The sequence below is a fragment of the Streptomyces sp. NBC_01006 genome (assembly GCF_045162725.1).
Taxonomy (GTDB): Bacteria; Actinomycetota; Actinomycetes; order Streptomycetales; family Streptomycetaceae; genus Streptomyces.
Genome location: NZ_CP108700.1, coordinates 7,803,322 through 7,821,917, shown reverse-complemented (window position 1 = coordinate 7,821,917; position 18,596 = coordinate 7,803,322). Strand labels below are relative to the sequence as shown.

Sequence of the window (18,596 nt, the reverse complement as noted above, 5' to 3'; positions counted from 1 at the left end):
CGTCAACAAGGATTCCGGCCATATCTCGATTTGATAACGAGATCCTTGAAATGGCCTGGACCATTAACGGCCTACGCGCGTAACTGGCCTATTTTTTAAGCAAATTGACTGTTCATCAAATCCAGCCAGCAGGTAACAGTCCGGTATCTCGGGCCCCATTCCCGTTTGTCCGAATTCTCCACCGCGCCGGTCTGGCAGGCTTCCGCGCACCCACTCCTCCGACCAAGGATTTGAGGTGCGCATGACTAGACATCGCAGGAAGCAGCGCGAACACCGACGCAAACCGCGCCGGTTGATACTCCTCACCGCCGCCATGGCCACGGCGGCGGTGATAGCGGGCGGTATCGCCTACTCCGGACTGGGCGACAACGCCCAGGCGGGGACCGCCCTGGCCGACGCGGCCGCGGAGAACCTCACCCCGGCCGCCGCACCGGCCCGTGACGCGGAGCCGGCGCCCATCGTGGGCGAGCCCGCCAACGAGACCGCGAAGGGCATGATCTTCGACGGCCTCAAGGCCGCACCGAAGGGCGACCGTTGCGTCGGCGTGTACCGCACGGAGGCCGGGCTCTGCACGCACGGCCCCGACGCCCCGCCCAAGGACGTCGACATCAAGGCCGACGTGGCCCCCGTCGTCAAGACGAAGGCCCCGGCCGCCGACCCGGCGAAGCCCGAGGCGGGCGACGCGGCCGAAGGTAGCGGGCGTCCTCAGGACGCGCCCGCCGCCGACGCCTCATCCGCCAAGTCCGCCCCCGCCGCGGCGCCCTCGCCCGCCGCGGCCGGCGGCAGCAGCCAGGCCGTCGCCGCGGGTCCCGCCGGCCAGACCGTCCAGTGCGACGGCGACGGCAGCACCGGCAACCGCGTCCAGGTCGTGTACGTCCACGGCTCCGACCGCGACCGGTACTCCGAGTACCTCGCCTCGTTCCGCAAGTGGGCGGCCGACGCCGACCTCATCTACTCGACGAGCGCCCAGGAGACCGGCGGCATCCGCCACATCCGCTTCGTCACGGCCGCGGACTGCACGCCGACGGTGCTCAACATCGAGCTCCCGGCCTCCGCGCTCTCCGAGTTCAGCGCGACCAACAACGCGCTCGCCGGCAAGGGCCTCGACCGCCGCGACCGCAAGTACATGATCTTCTCGGACACGCAGGTCTACTGCGGCATCGGCACCTTCGCGGGCGACGAGCGGCCCGGCCAGGACAACCAGAGCAACTTCGGCCCCTCGTACGGCCGTACGGACTCGGGCTGCTGGGGCGGCCACACCGCGGCCCACGAACTCGGCCACAACCTCGGCGCGGTGAACAACAGCGCCCCCAACACCAGCCGCGGCGCCCACTGCACGGACGAGTGGGACGTCATGTGCTACTCGGACACCCCGTACTACCCGCAGATGCGCAACGTGTGCACCAACCAGGCCGCCGAGAACATCCTGGACTGCAACCACGACGACTACTTCCACACCAACCCCAAGGCGGGCAGCTACCTCGCCACGCACTGGAACATCGCGAACAACCAGTTCCTGATGAAGGCCAACGGCGGCGATGGGACCAACCCCGACCCGAACCCGAAGCCCACGCCGAGCCCCACCCAGAAGCCGACCCCGACGCCGACCAAGAAGCCCACGGGCGGCCCGAAGGTGACGGCGGCCCAGATCCAGGCCAACTCGGTCGTGGTGAGCTGGCCCAAGGTCGACGGAGCCGCGTGGTACCAGGTCCTGCTGAACGGAAAGCACCTGACCTGGGTCCAGTCCCAGGCCCTGCGCATCTACAACCTCCAGCCCGGTACGGAGTACAAGGTCGCGATCTCGGTCCGCGACGCCTCCGGCCGTGACAGCGGAGCCGGCCCGACCACGGCCTTCCGTACGACGGGTGCGGGCGGCGGCACCACCACCCCCGGTGCCCGCTACACCCTCGGCAACGGCAGCACCGGCATGGCCGCCGAGCTGTGGGGCGGCCGCAGCGCCGACGGCACGGTGCTCGTCGGCGGCCGCGCCAACGGCTACGCCCAGCAGCAGTGGCTCTTCGAGGACGCGGGCGGCGGGCTCGTCCGCATCAAGTCCGCGGTCTCCGGCAAGTGCCTGCAGACGGGCGGCGCCCCGGCCGCCGGCATGTGGATCGCCCAGCAGCCCTGCGGCGGCAACTCCGCGCAGCAGTGGAAGCTGTCGTCCCGCGGCGGCGGTGTGACCGTCACCGACTCCAGTGGCGGCTACGCCCTGACCGTGAGCGGCCGCCCGTACTACGGCGCCTGGCTGCTCGACCTCCAGCGCGCGGACGGCCGCGCGTCCCAGGTGTGGACGGTCCAGAAGGTCGGCTGACCTTCCGGAACCGCTCCCGCCTCCCGCCGGTGGACGGCCGCCCCGCGCGGCCGTCCACCGGCCCCCTCATATCCCGCACCGCGGCTCACTCCCGCAGCGCAGTACCTCGCATCCCACCGCACCAGGAGCACCCAACGATGCGTACACGCCCCGCTTTCCCGGTCCGCAGCGGACTCGGCTTCCTGTTCCTGTTCCTCGCCCAGGCCCTGGCCGTGGCCGTGCCCACCGCGGCCCACGCGCACGGCGACACCGTCAAGGTCGTCATCACCGGGCAGCGGGAAGGCCATGTCACCACCGAGATCACCTGGGAGAACGACGGGGACGCCATCGAGGAGGCGGTCGCCGCCACGGTGAACTCGATCAGCCCCGACGGCTCCCGCACGATGGGCCCCTGGCGGCTGGTCCGCGACGCCGGGACGCGTACCGGCTGGAGCACGGCCGAGGTGCTGCCGCCCGGCACCTGGAAGGTGAGCGTCGACGTGGGGTTCCCGTCCCTCGGGCACGGCGCGAAGGAGATCGCCGTTCCGGTGGTCGACCCGGCGCCGTCCGCGGCCACGCCGAGTGCGGCCGCACCGTCCGCCTCCGCCTCGCCCGCCCCCTCCGACGCGTCCGCCGCGCCGGTGCCCTCCGCGCCCACGTCCTCCGAGTCGGCGGCCTCCGGGTCGCCGGCTCCGGCGCCGGAGCCGGCCGGCGAGGGCCAGGACCGTACCGTGTGGTGGACCACTGCGGGGGTGGTCGTGATCGCCCTGGCCGGCGCCGCCGCCGGCGTACTGGTGCGCCGCGCTCGGGCCCGCAGGCTCTGACGCCGCAGGCGGCGCGCGGAGGGGCGGTGGCTGAAGTCGGCGGTACGACCTGACAGCCGAACGGGACCGCGTTGACAGTGGAATTCGCCGTACCGTTCATTCGGCGCATGCACCTCACCGCCGCCGCCGTACGCTCCACCCTCCGCGTCGTCCGCCCTTTCCACACCTTCGAGGGCGAGGGCTTCCCCGTACGCCGCCCCTTCCCGCAGCCCGAACTCCCGCTGGCCGACCCGTTCCTGATGGTCGACCAGGTCGGGCCGCACGTGCTCGGGCCGGGCGAGGCCAAGGGCGCCCCGCCGCACCCGCACCGCGGATTCGAGACCATCCAGTACGTCATCGAAGGCGCGATGGAGGACATCGACTCCGCGGGGCACAAGCGGGTCATGAACCCCGGTGAGGTGCAGTGGCTCACGGCCGGGTCCGGGCTCGTCCACCTCGCCCGCCCCACCCCCGAACTGCTCGCCGAAGGCGGCCCGCAGCACCTGCTCCAGATCTGGGTGAACCTGCCGGCCCGGCTCAAGGCGACGCCGCCGCGGGTCCAGTACGGCCGCGCCCCCGGCGACATCCCCCGCATCGTCACCGAGGACGGCGGCGCCGAGCTCACGGTGATCTCGGGCAGCACGCACGGCGTGCGGGGTCCGTTCGAGACCCACACTCCGGTGCTCGTCGTACACGCCCGCCTCGCGGCCGGCGGCCGCGCCGGGTTCACCGTCCCGAGCGGACACAACGCCATGCTGTACGTGCTGTCCGGGACGGCCGCCACCCCCGATGCCCGCCTCCCCGACGGCCATCTGGCCATCCTCGGCCGGGACGCGGAGCGGTTCACGGTCGAGGCCCCGGGAGAGGCGGCCGAGGTGCTGGTACTGGCCGGCGAGCCGCTCGGCGAGCCCGTGGCCCGCACGGGCCCGTTCGTCATGAACACCGCTGCCGAGATCCGCCAGGCCCAGATGGACTACCAGCACGGCCTGATGGGGCACATCGACATCTGAGTCAGCTCACGGCCGGCGGCACCAGCTCACTGCTGGCGGCACTGACCCGAGCGCGGGCCCTCCACCGTGTTGCCGCTCTGCTGCGGGGCGGGGACGTTGGCATCGCAGCGCAGCGGGCCGACGACCGTGGTGGCCGAGACCTCGACGCCTCCGGTGTTGGCGTTCAGACTCACCGGGCCCTGCACGGTATTGCCCGCGCAGCCCGCGGTGGCGTCGTTCGAGCCGATCAGCACCGGGCCACTGGTCCGGCCGATGGTGACCGCGCCGGTGAGCTTCGAGCCGCAGACGGCGACGGCGAGCGCACCGTCGCTGGAGACGGGGCCGGTGATCTCGGCTCCCGTCACGGCCAGCGCACCGCCGGAGCTGACCGTCACCGGGCCGGTCTGGCTGCCGCCCGGTGCGATGCAGACCGACTCGCCGCCGGCCACGGTCAGCGGGCCGCGGTGGGCGGTCGTGATGCACGGGCGGCTGAAACCGACGGTGACCTCCGTGGCTTCCGGCGCGGCGCTCGCCTCGTTCGCCGGGTCGCCGCCGTAGGTGGCGGTCACCGGGTGCGCGCCGGGGCGCAGCGCGCTGGTCCGGAACTCGGCGCGGCCACCGGTCAGCGGTACCGTCGCCAGCTGCTTCGTCCCATCGGAGAACGTGACCGTCCCGCCCGGGGTTCCCGCGGCGGGGTTCGCCGTGCCCACGGCCGCGGTGAGCGTGACCGCGCGGCCGAACAGCGGGGTGGCCGTGTCCGCGGTGAGCGAGAGTGTCGTCCCGTAGCGGAAGGAGACGACCGCCTTGCTGTCGCCGTGGTTCACGCCCCGCAGGAGGGAGACGTCGGTTGCGGAGGGCGCCGCGAAACTGCTGCCTCCGCCGCCGCCCGCGCCGTACAGGTTGCCGGGGTTCCCGCCGCCGGAGCCGCCCGCGCCGCCGAAGTGGCCGCCGCCACCCCCGCCGCCGCCGTTGCCGCCGCGGCCGCCGTTGCCGCCCGGGCCGCCGCTGCCGGGGTTGGGCAGGCCGGTGTTGGGGTCGGTGTCGCCGCCGGGCGCGCCCGGACCGCCCTGGGCGGAGTTGGGGCTGCCGGCGCCGTGGGCGCGCTGCGTACCGCCGCCGCCGGCGACCCCGGAGCCGTCGGGGCCGCCGCCCTGGCCGCCGTCTTCCGCCTCGGGGCCGCCGCCGGCGCCGCCGTGCAGCAGGGGGCCGCCGTTGCCGGCTCCCCCGCCGCCGCCCGCGACCAGGATCCGGTCGGCCGGGCCGAAGGCGCCGACGCGTACGTCGGAACCTCCGCCGCCGGATCCGCCGCCGCCGTGCGCACCGCCGCCGCCGGCGCCGTGGCCGGTGCCGCCGGGGCGGGCGTACTCGCCGTGCCGGGAAGTTCCGGAGCTGCCTGCCGCGCCCAGGGTGATCTGGAGGCTCTGCCCGGCGCTCACGGCGAGGGTGGCGCGGGTCTCGCCGCCGAGGCCGCCGGGGGATCCGTCGTTCGGCGGGTTCGGCAGGACGAAGCCGGCCGCGCTGCCGCCCTCGGCGCCGAACAGGTCGACGCGGATCGCGCCGACCCCGTCCGGCACGGTGAAGGTGTCCGTACCGGTGTCGGCGTACGTACAGGTGGGCGGCGAGGCGGTGAAGACCCCGGCGGAGCCGCAGGGCGAGGGCGCGGGCGCGGGCGCCGGGTCTGCGGCGGCGAAGGGGACGAGGACGGCGGCGAGCAGGCCGGTCGCGCCGAGCACGATCGCCGTCTTCGATGTCGATATGCGCGTACGAGGGGTGGCGAGCGGGGTGGAACGAGGGGTCGAACGGCGGTTCATGGAAGGGACGCTGCCTCTCCGGGCCGGTTGGGGGCGGCCGAGCTGGGATGGGGTGACCGGCGGGCGGGGGACAAGGTGCATGCCCCCCTTCCCGCCGGTCAGGGTCGTTGCGGTTGCCGTTGCCTTGACCGAGTCCTGGAACCGGCGCAGGGTCAGGCGATCGGGTCAGACGCCGTCGTCGGCGCAGAGGGCCCACACGTCGGAGGACGTGCCCGGCGAGCTGGTGCCCCCGGTGTGGGTGGAGGCCGTCCAGTAGGAGGCCGTGGTCGTCCCGTCGCTGACCGGTGTGCCGCCGGAGTCGCTCGGGTAGCTGCCGTTGAGGTGGTCGCCGACTGAGCCGGGGCCCGTGAAGTCGGTGGTCGTCACGCTGCCGCCGCTGATGGCGGCGCCCCCGGCGACCAGCTTTCCGTCGTTGCCGCCGCAGCCCACCGTGACCGTCTGGCCGGCGGTCGCCGAGGTCGGGCCGCTCACCTCGCTGAAGCGCACCTTCACCGTGGTGCCGCTGATGTTGATGTTGTTGCCGCTGCAGATGGCGTAGGCGTACGTGGTGTTGTTGCTGTTGCCACCGCCGCCGTTCCACCCGACCGCCGCCCACGAATCGGGGTTGGTCTCGCCGTCGGCGGCCGCCTTCTGGCCGAAGTCGTGCCCGGCGTTGTTGAAGGTGGGGAAGCTGGCGATCGGCTTGAGGCTGCCGACGCTCGCCGGGGTGATCCGGGCACCGCCGCCGAGCAGGCGGGTGTTGGCCGGGCAGGTCGCGACGACCAGGCCCACCGTTCCGCTGGTGGTGGGCCCGGCGATCTTGTTCATGACCACCTGGGTGTGGTTGATCAGGTTGCTCGTGAAGCACATCGCGTACGGGGTGCTGGAGAACGAGGCGTTGACCGCTCCGCCGCTGCCCCCGATGCCGAGCCAGTGGGTCACGTCGGTGCCGACGACCCCGGTCGTGCCGAGGTACTCGGTGCTGCCGTCGGGGCTCGGCGATGTGCCGTTGATCTTGTTGCCGTTGGAGGACGTGCCGGTGCCGATGGCCTGGTTGATCCCGCCTCCGGAGATCAGGCCGCTGCTGCAGTCCGCGTGGGTGGAGATCTCGGAGAAGGTCGACCCGGGCCCGGCGGTGGCCCCGGGGGTCTTCACGGTGACGCTCACGGTGTTCGCGTAGGCGGTGCCCGGCACGGCCAGGGCCAGTGCGGCGCCCACGACCAGTGCCTTGGCTGCGGCATGGCGCCGCAGAAGTCCCGTGTTCACTTGTGTTCTCCCCATCTGATAGGCGATGAAGGCGGCATGGCTCGGCATCCGGCGGCTGAGAACCGGAGTTCGCACAGGTGCTGGGCGCACGACGGCCGCGCCCCTGGGTACGGGGGCGCCGAAACCGTCGGTGCGGAAGTGCCACGGCATCACAACTGTTGTCTGCCTGGCGGATGTACGCCGCTCAGGGGCAGATCAGGGCGTGCGGATCGGCCAAATCGCCACCCCCATCTCGGAGTCGCGCATGCGGACTCTAACAGGGTCCAGGCCCGGCATCTACCAGGTGTTTCGCTCTATGAACTGGCAGATGCGGAATGGTGAAATTGCGTGCCGGAGCGGGCTCCGATGTGACTTTCCAGTAGCTCCGGCGGGAGGTCGGACGGCGGCCGCGCCCGGCGGGCCGCCCGCGGAAATCCCGGTGCGCGGGCCGGCCCCGGTGCCTAGGCTCGCGGGATGAGCACTCGCACCTTCCGGATCACCGTCCGCGGCTCCTTCGACGGCCTCACCGCCGAGCAGCACGCGGAGCTGCTCGCCGCCGCGCCGGAGCACGACATCATGAGCTCGGCGTACACCGCCGAGGGCCACCTCGCGTACGACGTCGCCGTCGGCCCGTTCTTCACCTTCCGCTTCCTCGACTCCGGCGAGGCCGAGGAGGACGTCCTCGACGCGACCGCCCGCGCCGAGCTCGCCGCCGAGAGCTGGCTCACCGAGCGCGGCTACGGTTTCAAGCGCCTCACGTCCCGGGCGCAGGACCTCTCGCAGGCCCCGCTGAGCAAGCGCCAGCGCCAGGCGGCCGCGCGCGGCAACGCCTGAGCCGTCAGGGGAGGTTCTTCTCCAGGGCGCCGACGTAGCGGTGCATCGAGTGGTCCCTCACCCCGTCGCTCGCGGGGGCGAACAGATCGGCGGTCATCCCCTTGGCCCGGTCACCCAGCGCCTGCAGCGTCGGCATCGACTCGCGGAGCCTGCCGTCCGCGTCGATGTAGCGCAGGGTGTCGACGTGGTGGAAGGCCGGCTCCGGCGGGAGCTGCGGCACGATGTCGTTGTTGTTGACGAAGCGGTGCATGCGCTTGCCGAACGCGGTGTTGCACTCCTTCGCCAGCATCCGGTCGCAGGTGCGCGGCTGGCCGTACGTGTAGACGCCGTCGGCCCGCAGCCTCGGGTCTTCGAGGTGCAGGCGCGCCCCGGTGAGCATGGCCAGCGCGCCGCCGAGGCTGTGGCCGCAGATGAGGACGGTCTGTCCGCGGTCCCGGAGTTCGGTGATCCCCTTCGCGACCTCGGGGAAGACGGACTGCAGGGCCTGGGCGAAGCCGTAGTGGACGTACCCCGTCGAGGCCGGGCCGGGCCACGGCGGGGTGGTGGCGTCGGAGAGCCAGTCCTTCAGCTGCACGGGCTCGGTGCCGCGGAACGCGACGACGATCATCCGGTCGGACGCCATCGTGAAGGCCTGGGTGTCTTCGAGCGGGAACGGCGGGGTGAACCGGGTCCGGTGATGGCGTACCCGGTCGAAGCCCCAGGCACGGGCGTCGGCCTCGATGCGGGACTCGTCCTGGTAGGCCAGCGCGGCCGCCCGTGCCATCCAGTACGCGAGCTGCGGGCTGTAGTCACGGGCTTGGTGATCGAACGTCGTCGGAGCCGGCACCGTTCTCCCCTTCGCGCAACGGCCGACGGCCCTGCGCCGATCAGCCGGGACTCCGTCGTACCGCGTACGCCCGAGCCCCGCCGTCTGACGCGCGAGTGCATCACCCGAACGGCGGCCCCCACCGCCTGCGGCAATCCGGACGACGTAAGACGCCCCCTACCCCTGGCCCCCGGGGAAGCCGTAGTTGTGGACGGGGAAGACCTCGGGGCGTCCGGCCGTGCTCTGCCAGCCCTGGGCCTCCACGACGGGCATCAGCTTCTCCGAGAACACGTTCATGTGCAGCTCGCTCTCCCAGAGGTCGTAGATGTCCAGACCCTCGGCGCTCGCGACGCAGATGTGGGAGAGGCAGCCGTCGAAGATCCCGGGGATCGACAGGAGCTCCTTGTGGAGGGCGTCGTACTGGTCGGCCGTGATGCCCGGGACGGTGGCGTGCATCAGGATCGCCATGGCAGGTCACTCCTCGCGTGCGGGGGTCAGGCGCCTCCCCGCCGCCCGGCGGCGGCCCCCTGCCCCACGGGAACAGGACAGCACGCATACGAGGGGACGGCATCCGCGAGCGGTGCCGTCCCCTCGAAGGGCCGGTCAGACGGCCTCGGCCGGCTCCGGCTCCGCCACCTTCGCGGGAGCCGCTGCGGGCGTGCCCGCCTCGGCGGTGCGCGGTCCGTGCGCTCCGCGCAGGCCGATCCAGCTGATCACCGCGACCAGGGCGAAGGCGACGGCCCCGATCCAGAAGGTGAGGGTGAACCCGGACTCGGCGGGCAGGGCCGGGACGCCGGCGGGCAGGTGCTCGATGGTCTTCGACGCCAGGATCGTGGTGACGATGGCGCTGCCGATCGCACTGCCGGTGGAGCGGGAGATCGAGTTGATGCCGTTGGCGATGCCGCTCTGGTGGTGCGGGACGCTCGCCATGATGACGGCGGGCATGGCCGCGTAGCCGAAGCTGACGGCCGCGCCGACGATGAGGCCGGCGCCGATCACCGAGAAGCTGTGGCCGTGGTCGAGGGCGAGCCAGCCGAAGCCGACGGCTCCGAGCCCGGCGGCGAGGCCGAGTGCCACGCGCGGGCCGCGGTGGCGGACCAGCTGGCCGCCGATGGGCGAGGCGAGCAGGGAGACGATCGCACCGGGCAGCAGGAACTGTACGGAGGCGCGCAGGATGGAGGCGTCGAAGCCGTAGCCGGTGAGCTTCTCCGGCATCTGGACGAGGTACGAGACGCCCAGGAAGTTCGCGAACATGCCGAAGCCGACGAGGATGCCGGCCAGGTTGGCCATGAGCACCGGGCGGTGGACGAACATCCGCATGTCCACGAGCGGCTCGCTGACCTTGAGCTCGGTGAAGACCCAGACGGCGGTCATGACGGCGGCGCCGGCGAAGCTGCCCAGCGTACGGCCGGAGGTCCAGCCCCACTCGTGGCCCTGCGAGATGGGCAGCAGGAGCAGCAGGAGGGTGATGCCGAGGGTCAGCGCGCCGAGGAAGTCGGTGCGGCCGCCGGTCTTGTGCCGGGTCGCCGGGACCAGGAAGGCGACGGCGAGCAGGGCGAGGGCGGCGAAGCCGGTCGCCATCCAGAACGCGTTGCGGTAGTCGGCGTCGGAGCCGGAGGTGAGCAGGCCGGTGGCGACGAGCGCGAGGCCGCTGCCGAAGGCGAGGGTGCCGCTGACCAGGGCCATCGCGCCGGGGAGCTTCTGCGGGCGGACTTCCTCGCGCAGCACCGAGAGGGCGAGCGGGAAGATCGCGGTGGCGGCGCCCTGCAGGACGCGGCCCAGGATGAGCAGCGGGAGCGAGGTCGCAACGGCGGCGATGACGGAGCCCACGACCATGACGCCGAGGACGGCCACCAGCGTGGGCTTCTTGCCGTGCTGGTCGCCGAAGCGGCCGAGCAGCGGGGTGAAGACAGCGGCGGACAGCAGGGTGGCGGTGGTCACCCAGCTCACGTTCGCGGTCGAGGTGCCCAGGTCGGTGCGTATGAGGCCCAGGATCGGAACCGGCAGGGTCTGCATCATCGACACGACCATGGCGGCAAGGCTCAGGGCGAAGACGATGATCGTCTCGTTCCTGTTCTTGGCCTCGGCGGGGGTGGGGGCGGCGGTGCTCATGGCTGGCAGGACCTTCTTAGTGCTTCAGATCGCAGATGTTTGATGTCATCAAGTAACTCGGTAGACGGTAGACGTCAATAGTTAAAGTGGTCAAGTAAACAATTGACAATGTCAACCACCTGAGTACGCTCGACGGCATGAGCGCCACCACCCCACCCGCCCCCACCAAGCTCGAGCTCCTTGAGCTGCTCGCCGCCATCGGAACCGCCCAGTGGCGAGATTTCGCGGCCGCGGCGGCCCACTACGGCCTCACCTCCACCCAGGCCCGGGTCCTCGCCCAGCTCAACGGCCCGCTCCCGATGCGCGGCCTGGCCACCCTCCTGGTGTGTGACGCATCGAACGTCACCGGGATCGTGGACCGCCTGGAGGCCCGCGAGCTGGTGCGCCGCGAGGCGGATCCCGCCGACCGCCGTGTGAAGAACGTCGTGGCGACGGACGCCGGCCGCGAGATCATCCGGCGCGTGCGCGAGGAGATGCAGGCGACGCACGGCGCGCTGGACACCCTCGACGAGAGCGAGAGCGCGACGCTCTACGCCCTGCTGGGGCGGCTGCGCCCGACCATGGAGAAGGACGCGTAAGAAGGACCGTGCAAGGACGCCTCGCACCGGCCGGTCCGTACGGGGGCCTGGTGCCGGGTCGTACGCGTCACCCTCACCACCGGCGCTCCTGCGCGGGGCCGGCGGGATCGGCGGGGCCGGCGGCCAGCAGCACCTCACCGACCCGCTCGGTGACCGCGGCGGCCTCCTCCGCGGGGAGGGAGTCGGTGACCAGCACGTCGATCTCCTCCAGGGCGGCGAAGGTGGTGAGCCCCACGGTCGACCACTTGGTGCGGTCGGCGAGGAGCGCGGTCCGCCGCGCGGAGCGCAGGAACGCCCGGTTGGTCTCCGCCTCGGCGAGGTTCGGCGTGGTCAGCCCGGTGGCGGTGCCCAGGCCGTGGCAGCCGAGGAACAGCAGGTCGACGTGGAGGGACCGGATGGCCTGGTCGGCGATGGGCCCGACGAGCGCGTCGGAGGGGGTGCGGATGCCCCCGGTGAGGATGACCGTCAGAGTGCCGCCGGCGCTGCCGGTCCGGCAGACGGCCTCGAAGACCTCGGCGGTGCGGACCGAGTTGGTGACCACCGTGAGACCGGTGACCTCCGTGAGCTCACGGGCCAGCGCGTGCGTGGTGGTCCCGGCGGACAGGGCGATGGCCGAGCCCGGTGCGACGAGGGCGGCCGCCGCCTTGGCGATGGCCTGCTTCGCCGCCGTCTCCCATTCCGACTTCGCCTCGAACCCGGGCTCGTGGCTGCTGGCCTCGTCGCCCAGCACGGCGCCGCCGTGCACCTTGCGCAGCAGGCCCTCGCGGGCGAGCACGTCCAGATCGCGGCGGACGGTCATGTCGGAGACGTTCAGGAAGCGGGTCAGCTCGTTCACCCGTACCCCGCCGCGCCGACGGACCTCGTCGAGGATGAGGGCGCGGCGCTGATGCGCCAGCAGGCTGCCGGGATCGACCATGCGGCGGTTCCTCTCGTGGGGCACCGGCGTCCCCGGTCAGCCGAAGCATCCTGACGGATCGAACAGAAGTCAACAGACCTCGAAAAAGCCGCAGTTGGGGAACCGGGCCGAGCCCGTGGCCACCGACCCGGGCGGCGGCCGGCAGCGGATTTGCGCAGTCCATCCTCTTGACATGTCCCTGCTGTGGCAGTGTGATGTGGGCCTTCCCGTTGGAGTCCGTTCGTTCCTGAGGACTTCTGCGGGAATCGACGTGCCGGACGTACGTGTCAGGGCGCATTTCCGCACACTCTCTCCCGGAATTCCGGGCCCCACTCCCACCCCAGGAGCCGTCTGTGCACTCGTTACGAAGCGCCGTCGCCCGCCGCCTGACGGCGGTCCTCACGGCACTGCCGCTACTGGCCCCGGCGGCGGGGGCCGCCGCACTGGCCGGTACGGCGGTGCTCGCCGGCGCCGCGCCGGCCGCCGCCGTGGCCGACGGCCAGGCACTGACCCCGCCCATGGGGTTCAACAACTGGAACTCCACCCACTGCCGGGCCGAGTTCAACGAGGCGATGGTCAAGGGCATCGCCGACCTCTTCGTCGCCAAGGGCCTCAAGGCCGCCGGCTACCAGTACGTCAACCTCGACGACTGCTGGGCCCTGCCGAACCGCGACGCCTCGGGCAACCTGGTGGCCGATCCCGTCCGCTTCCCCGGCGGGATCAAGGCCCTCGCGGACTACGTGCACTCCAAGGGGCTGAAGTTCGGCATCTACACCAGCGCCGGCACCAGGACCTGCGACACTGCGGGCTTCCCCGGCGGTCTCGGCCACGAGCAGCAGGACGCGAACCTCTTCGCCTCGTTCGGGGTCGACTACCTCAAGTACGACAACTGCAACAACCAGGGCGTGGACGCGAAGAAGCGGTACACGGACATGGCGGGCGCGCTGAAGAAGACCGGCCGTCCCATCGTCTTCTCGCTCTGCGAGTGGGGCGAGAACCAGCCGTGGACGTGGGCGTCGAGCCTCGGCCATCTGTGGCGCACCACCGGGGACATCAGCGACAGCTGGTCCTCGATGATCTCCATCGCGCACAGGAACCAGCCGCTCGCGCCGTACGCGGGTCCCGGCCAGTGGAACGACCCGGACATGCTGGAGGTCGGCAACGGCGGGATGACCGCCGCCGAGTACCGCACCCACTTCACCCTCTGGTCGATGATGTCGGCGCCGCTGCTGATCGGCAGCGACCTGCGCAAGGCGACGGCCGAGACCTTCGACATCCTCTCCAACCCCGATGTCATCGCCCTGGACCAGGACGCCCTCGGCAAGCAGGGCACGGTGGTCTCCAGCTCGGGCGGCCTGGTGGTGATGGCCAAGGAGCTGGCGAACGGCGACCGGGCGCTGTCGCTGACCAACGAGACCGGTTCCACCGCCACGATCTCCGCCCGGACGGACGCCCTCGGCATCGGAAACCGCGCCCCCTACGCCCTCAAGGAGCTGTGGACGAAGGCCGCCTCGACCAACACCAGCGGCACCATCAGCGCCTCGGTCGCCCCGCACGCCACCGTCGTCTACCGGATCACCCCGGGTCCGGCGCCGCTTCCGCCGGCCGGCACCTCCCACCTGTCGGACGTGCCCTGGACGGGTGTGAGCAGCGGCTGGGGCCCGGCGGAGAAGGACCGGAGCAACGGGGAGCAGGCGGCCGGGGACGGCAGGACGCTGACCGTGGGCGGCGTGACGTACGCCAAGGGCCTGGGCGTCCACGCGGCCGGCACCCTGACCTACCACCTCGGGGGCAGGTGCACCGGCCTGACGGTGGACGTCGGCGTCGACGACGAGAGTTGGCACACCGGCGCGGTCGGCTTCCAGATCTACCGGGACGGCACCAAGGTCGCGGACAGCGGGGTCGTCACCACGGCGGACGCGGCCCGGACGCTCACCGCCGATCTGACCGGCGGACAGACGCTGCGGCTCGTGGTCACCGACGGCGGCAACGGCATCGACTACGACCACGCGGACTGGGCGGCGCCCCGGCTCACCTGCAACTGACCTGCGGGCCGGCGGGCTTGCCGGCCTGCGGACCTGCCTGCTCACCGATCCGCCGTTCCACCGGTGACAGGTGGGGGGGAGTTCACCGGTTGAAGGGCGGGCCACGCGTGCGCGTGGCCCGCCCTTCAACCGGTGAACTCCCCCTGTCCATATGCCCGTTGTCGGTTCCAAGTCTTGACGCCCGTGGGTGCCGGGAGCACAGTGGCCAGCGGCGCCGCTTGAGAGCGCTCTCAAACAGCGGACCGCCTCCCCCCAAGAGAGGGCACACCCATGCGTCTCCCCACCCGTAGAAAGCGGCCGTCCGTCCGGCGGGCCGTCATCGCCGCCTTCGGCACGATGGCCATTGCCGCGGCGGCCGCCACCGTGGTCACCCTGCCTGCCAACGCCGTCGCTCCCCCCACCCCGGCAGGCTGGTCCCAGGTGTTCCTGGACGATTTCAACGGAGCCGCCGGCTCCGGTGTCAACACCGCCGACTGGCAGTACACCACCGGCACGAGCTACCCCGGCGGCCCCGCCAACTTCGGTACGGGCGAGGTCGAGACGATGACCGCGAGCACCGCGAACGTCTCCCTCGACGGCGCCGGCAACCTGCGGATCACCCCGCGCCGGGACGCCGCCGGCAACTGGACCTCCGGCCGCGTCGAGACCCGGCGCTCCGACTTCCAGCCCTCGGCGGGCGGCAAGCTGCGCACCGAGGCCCGGATCCAGATGCCGAACGTCACGGGCGCGGCGGCGAAGGGCTACTGGCCGGCCTTCTGGATGCTCGGCGCGCCGTACCGCGGCAACTGGTGGAACTGGCCCGGCATCGGCGAGATCGACATCATGGAGAACGTCCAGGGCATCAACAACGAGTGGGCCACGGTCCACTGCGGTACGAGCCCCGGCGGCCCCTGCAACGAGACCTCCGGCATCGGCGGCCAGCGCGTCTGCACCGGCACCACCTGCCAGGGCGGGTTCCACACGTACGCGGTGGAGTGGGACCGGTCCACCGCCGTGGAGGAGATGCGCTTCTACCTGGACGGGGTCAACTTCCACACCGTGCGCGCGAACCAGGTGGACGCCGCCACCTGGACCAACGCCACGAACCACGGCTACTTCATCATCCTGAACGTCGCCATGGGCGGCGGCTTCCCCGACGCCTTCGGCGGCGGACCCGACGCGGCCACCCAGCCCGGCTACCCGATGGTCGTCGACTACGTGTCCGTACTGCGCTCGACGGGCGGCACGACCCCGCCGACCACGCCTCCCACCACACCCCCGACGACTCCGCCGACCACTCCGCCGTCCGGCGACCGCGACGCGTACGGCACCATCGAGGCCGAGTCGTACGACGGCCAGGGCGGGCTGGCGACGGAGACCACCACCGACACCGGCGGCGGCCGCAATCTGAGCGCGATCGCCAACGGCGACTGGGCCCTGTACAAGGGCGTCGACTTCGGATCCACCGCCGCGCGGCAGTTCCTCGGGCGGGTGGCGAGCGGGGCGGCCGGCGGGGTCAGCGGACTCGTCGAGGTCCGGCTGGACAGCCGTACCGGCCCGCCGATCGGCAGCTTCTCGGTGGCGAACACCGGCGGCTGGCAGAGCTGGAGAACCGTCCCGGCGAACATCAGCGCCGTCACCGGCAAGCACGACGTGTACCTGACCTTCACCAGCGGTCAGGGCGCCGACTACGTCAACGTCAACTGGTTCGGCTTCGGCCACTGACCGGCCGGACCCAGGAGACGCCGATGAACACGCGCAGAACGTTCCCGCCGACCGTCCCCGCCCTGCTGGCCGCGCTGACCGCCCTGGTGGCGGCGGCCTTGCTCTGGGCCCCGGCCCGGGCCGGGGCGGGCCCCGCACAGGGCGGGCCGGGCAGCTTCCCGATCACCTTCCAGAACAACACCCGCGGCACCTACACCGATGCACAGGTCTTCGTCACGGTCCTCGGCCAGGTGACCCCGGGCCAGTGGTCGTACATGAAGCCCGACGGCTCCATGGCCCACATCAACCACCTCGACGCCACCGCGCCCGGCCACCTCGTCAAGAACGGCGTGTCCTACCCCAACATGTCCTTCACGCTGGCCCGGGTGGGCGGCACGGTGCCCTCCCCGCCATCGATCCGCGGGGGCCGGATATACGTCTCCCTCGGCTCCCCCGTCTACTTCCCGGTCTCCCCCGACGACCAGGGCTGGGGCGGCCCCGACCTGCGCAATCCCCGTGACCCGAACACCGACGTGTACTACGACTGGTACGAGTACACGTACGTGCAGGGCCAAGTCGCCTTCGGCGGGAACACCACCCAGGTCGACCAGTTCGGATTCCCCATGACCTCGCGGCTGCGCCAGACCTCCAGCGGCTACGACACCACCCGGGGCATCGCCCGGACCCGCGCCGAGGTCATGCAGCAGTACGCGGCCTCCGCCGGGGCCGCCTTCAAGCCGCTGCAGAACGGCTACCGGATCGTGGCGCCGCGCTCCTCGGAGCTGTTCCTCGCGGGCGGCGCGCAGCAGAACCACCTCACCGCCGCCATCGACCAGGCCTGGGCCTTCTACACCACCCACCCCTTCACCCTGACCCGGCACGGCGAGACCTTCTCGGGGCGGGTCTCCGGTTCCACGCTGACCTTCAGCAAGAACGGCGCGGGCCCCTACACCCTGCGCAAACCCACCTCGCCGGACGTCATGGCCTGCGCGGGGGCGCTGGCCTCCGGCAACGACACCGAGAAGCAGCTGGGCGCGGAGTTCTGCGCCGCGTTCAACCGGGGCGTCGCGCTCGACACCACGGCCTGGTACACGCCGGCCGCGTACTACCGCGGGGCGGCGAAGAACGACTACGCCGCCTTCTTCCACACGGTCGGCCTGAACGGGCGGGCCTACGGCTTCCCCTACGACGACGTCAACGACCAGTCCTCCGTCCAGATCCTCGGCAACGCGGAGCCGCCGACCGGGCTGACCCTCGGGATCGGCTGGTAACCGCCGCCCGTACTGCCGGGAGCGCTCTCAGCCTCCCGGCGGTACGGGTTACCCTGCTGTCCGTCGCGCCAACGGCCCCCGGACCCGCAGGAGGAGCGCCCGTGCCCGAACAGCTTCCCGGTCAACGCCCCACGCTGGAGGCCGTGGCGGAGCGCGCCGGGGTGTCCCGGGCGACCGCGTCCCGCGTCGTCAACGGCGGGGACGGCGTCCGCGCGCATCTGGTGGAGAAGGTCCGCGAGGCCGTACGGGAGCTCGGGTACGTGCCGAATCCGGCGGCCCGCGCGCTGGTCACGCGACGCACCGGGGCCGTCGCGGTGATCATCGCCGAGCCGGAGATCCGGATCTTCTCCGACCCGTTCTTCTCCCGGCAGCTACGCGGCATCAGCAAGGAACTGACTGCGCAAGATACGCAGTTGGTCCTGCTGCTGGTGGAGGACCGGGGGGATTACGACCGCATCGAACGCTATCTGGCCGGCGGCCACGTCGACGGGGCGCTCGCCTTCTCGCTGCACACCGACGACCCGCTGCCCGCGATCACGCGCCGCGTCGGCATGCCCACGGTGTACGGCGGCCGGCCGGGCTGGACCGCCGGGTCCGGGGGGCACGGCGGTGTCGCGTACGTGGACGCGGACAACCGCGGGGGCGCCCGCGAGGCCGTACGGCACCTGCTGGACCGGGGCCGGCGGCGGATCGCGCACATCGCCGGTCCGCTGGACCAGACTTCGGCGGTGGACCGGCTCGACGGCTATCGGGACGTACTGCTCGACTCCGATCCCGCGCTGATCGCGGAGGGGGACTTCACCGCGGCGGGCGGGGCCGAGGCGATGGCCGGGCTGCTGGAGCGGTGCCCGGACCTCGACGCCGTGTTCGCGGCGAACGACCTGATGGCGACGGGCGCCCTGCGGGTGCTGCGGGAGCGCGGACTGGCCGTCCCCGGGGACGTGGCGCTGGTCGGCTTCGACGATGCCGAGCTGGTGGCGGAGACCGCCGATCCGCCGCTGACGACCGTACGCCAGGACATCGAGGGCATGGGGCGCCTGATGGCGCAGCTGCTGCTGCGCACCCTGAACAAGGCCCGGGGCGACCGTGCCGTGCCCGAGTCGGTGGTCACGCCGACGGCGCTGGTTCGGCGTGATTCCACCTGATGCGCCGGGGCGGTCGGCGCAAACGGCAGGAGGGGCGCAATCGGCGTGAACTCGCCGTGCGGCGCGGGTGATTGTGGACGAATGCACTCCGTTGCGCGTACGACTCTTGAC

At 72.1% G+C, this 18,596-nt stretch carries 15 protein-coding genes; 9 read left to right on the top strand and 6 right to left on the bottom strand.

Features of this window, described 5'->3' with window-relative positions:
- The first annotated feature begins 241 nt into the window (after positions 1-241).
- The 3 genes from OG509_RS35620 (at position 242) to OG509_RS35610 (ending at position 4,103) form a co-directional block, all read left to right on the top strand.
- Positions 242-2,311 (top strand): RICIN domain-containing protein, encoded by a 2,070-nt coding sequence (locus OG509_RS35620; RefSeq protein WP_406186696.1) that lies wholly within the window; start codon positions 242-244, stop codon positions 2,309-2,311.
- 137 nt (positions 2,312-2,448) lie between these two features.
- Entirely contained in the window at positions 2,449-3,114 is a 666-nt protein-coding gene (locus tag OG509_RS35615; RefSeq protein ID WP_406186695.1) for a hypothetical protein, read from the top strand.
- A 107-nt stretch (positions 3,115-3,221) separates the two neighbouring features.
- Positions 3,222-4,103 (top strand): pirin family protein, encoded by an 882-nt coding sequence (locus OG509_RS35610; protein ID WP_406186694.1) that lies wholly within the window; start codon positions 3,222-3,224, stop codon positions 4,101-4,103.
- Positions 4,104-4,129: 26 nt separating this feature from the next.
- Here OG509_RS35610 and OG509_RS35605 read toward each other — a convergent pair whose 3' ends face one another.
- Together OG509_RS35605 and OG509_RS35600 are read right to left on the bottom strand one after the other, a co-directional pair.
- Positions 4,130-5,893, bottom strand: coding sequence for an Ig-like domain-containing protein (locus OG509_RS35605; protein ID WP_406186693.1), 1,764 nt, complete (start codon positions 5,891-5,893; stop codon positions 4,130-4,132).
- Positions 5,894-6,058: 165 nt separating this feature from the next.
- Positions 6,059-7,138, bottom strand: a complete 1,080-nt coding sequence (locus OG509_RS35600) for a hypothetical protein (protein ID WP_406186692.1) — start codon at positions 7,136-7,138, stop codon at positions 6,059-6,061.
- Positions 7,139-7,591: 453 nt separating this feature from the next.
- Between OG509_RS35600 and OG509_RS35595 the strand changes: the two genes are divergently transcribed.
- Positions 7,592-7,951 (top strand): DUF6204 family protein, encoded by a 360-nt coding sequence (locus tag OG509_RS35595; RefSeq protein ID WP_406186691.1) that lies wholly within the window; start codon positions 7,592-7,594, stop codon positions 7,949-7,951.
- 4 nt (positions 7,952-7,955) lie between these two features.
- Here OG509_RS35595 and OG509_RS35590 read toward each other — a convergent pair whose 3' ends face one another.
- The 3 genes from OG509_RS35590 to OG509_RS35580 all read right to left on the bottom strand — a co-directional run bounded on the left by OG509_RS35590 (position 7,956) and on the right by OG509_RS35580 (position 10,868).
- Complete coding sequence (locus OG509_RS35590) at positions 7,956-8,777, bottom strand: lipase family protein (protein WP_406186690.1); 822 nt, start codon at positions 8,775-8,777, stop codon at positions 7,956-7,958.
- A 156-nt stretch (positions 8,778-8,933) separates the two neighbouring features.
- Positions 8,934-9,224, bottom strand: a complete 291-nt coding sequence (locus OG509_RS35585; RefSeq protein ID WP_406186689.1) for a hypothetical protein — start codon at positions 9,222-9,224, stop codon at positions 8,934-8,936.
- A 135-nt stretch (positions 9,225-9,359) separates the two neighbouring features.
- Entirely contained in the window at positions 9,360-10,868 is a 1,509-nt protein-coding gene (locus OG509_RS35580) for an MFS transporter (RefSeq protein WP_385591696.1), read from the bottom strand.
- Between the two features lie 137 nt (positions 10,869-11,005).
- Here OG509_RS35580 and OG509_RS35575 point away from each other — a divergent pair, with 137 nt between their 5' ends.
- Positions 11,006-11,446, top strand: coding sequence for a MarR family winged helix-turn-helix transcriptional regulator (locus tag OG509_RS35575; RefSeq protein ID WP_406186688.1), 441 nt, complete (start codon positions 11,006-11,008; stop codon positions 11,444-11,446).
- A gap of 73 nt (positions 11,447-11,519) precedes the next feature.
- Here the strand turns inward: OG509_RS35575 and OG509_RS35570 are convergent, their stop codons facing one another.
- Positions 11,520-12,362 (bottom strand): DeoR/GlpR family DNA-binding transcription regulator, encoded by an 843-nt coding sequence (locus tag OG509_RS35570; protein WP_406186687.1) that lies wholly within the window; start codon positions 12,360-12,362, stop codon positions 11,520-11,522.
- Positions 12,363-12,859: 497 nt separating this feature from the next.
- Between OG509_RS35570 and OG509_RS35565 the strand changes: the two genes are divergently transcribed.
- The 4 genes from OG509_RS35565 (at position 12,860) to OG509_RS35550 (ending at position 18,485) form a co-directional block, all read left to right on the top strand.
- A complete protein-coding gene (locus OG509_RS35565; RefSeq protein ID WP_406187777.1) occupies positions 12,860-14,386 on the top strand; it encodes an NPCBM/NEW2 domain-containing protein in 1,527 nt (508 codons plus the stop codon).
- Between the two features lie 270 nt (positions 14,387-14,656).
- Positions 14,657-16,090: a glycoside hydrolase family 16 protein gene (locus OG509_RS35560; protein WP_406186686.1), complete on the top strand. Its 1,434-nt coding sequence runs from the start codon at positions 14,657-14,659 to the stop codon at positions 16,088-16,090.
- A gap of 23 nt (positions 16,091-16,113) precedes the next feature.
- Entirely contained in the window at positions 16,114-17,340 is a 1,227-nt protein-coding gene (locus tag OG509_RS35555) for a glycoside hydrolase family 64 protein (protein ID WP_406186685.1), read from the top strand.
- A 101-nt stretch (positions 17,341-17,441) separates the two neighbouring features.
- Positions 17,442-18,485, top strand: a complete 1,044-nt coding sequence (locus tag OG509_RS35550; protein WP_406186684.1) for a LacI family DNA-binding transcriptional regulator — start codon at positions 17,442-17,444, stop codon at positions 18,483-18,485.
- The last annotated feature ends 111 nt before the right edge of the window (positions 18,486-18,596 follow it).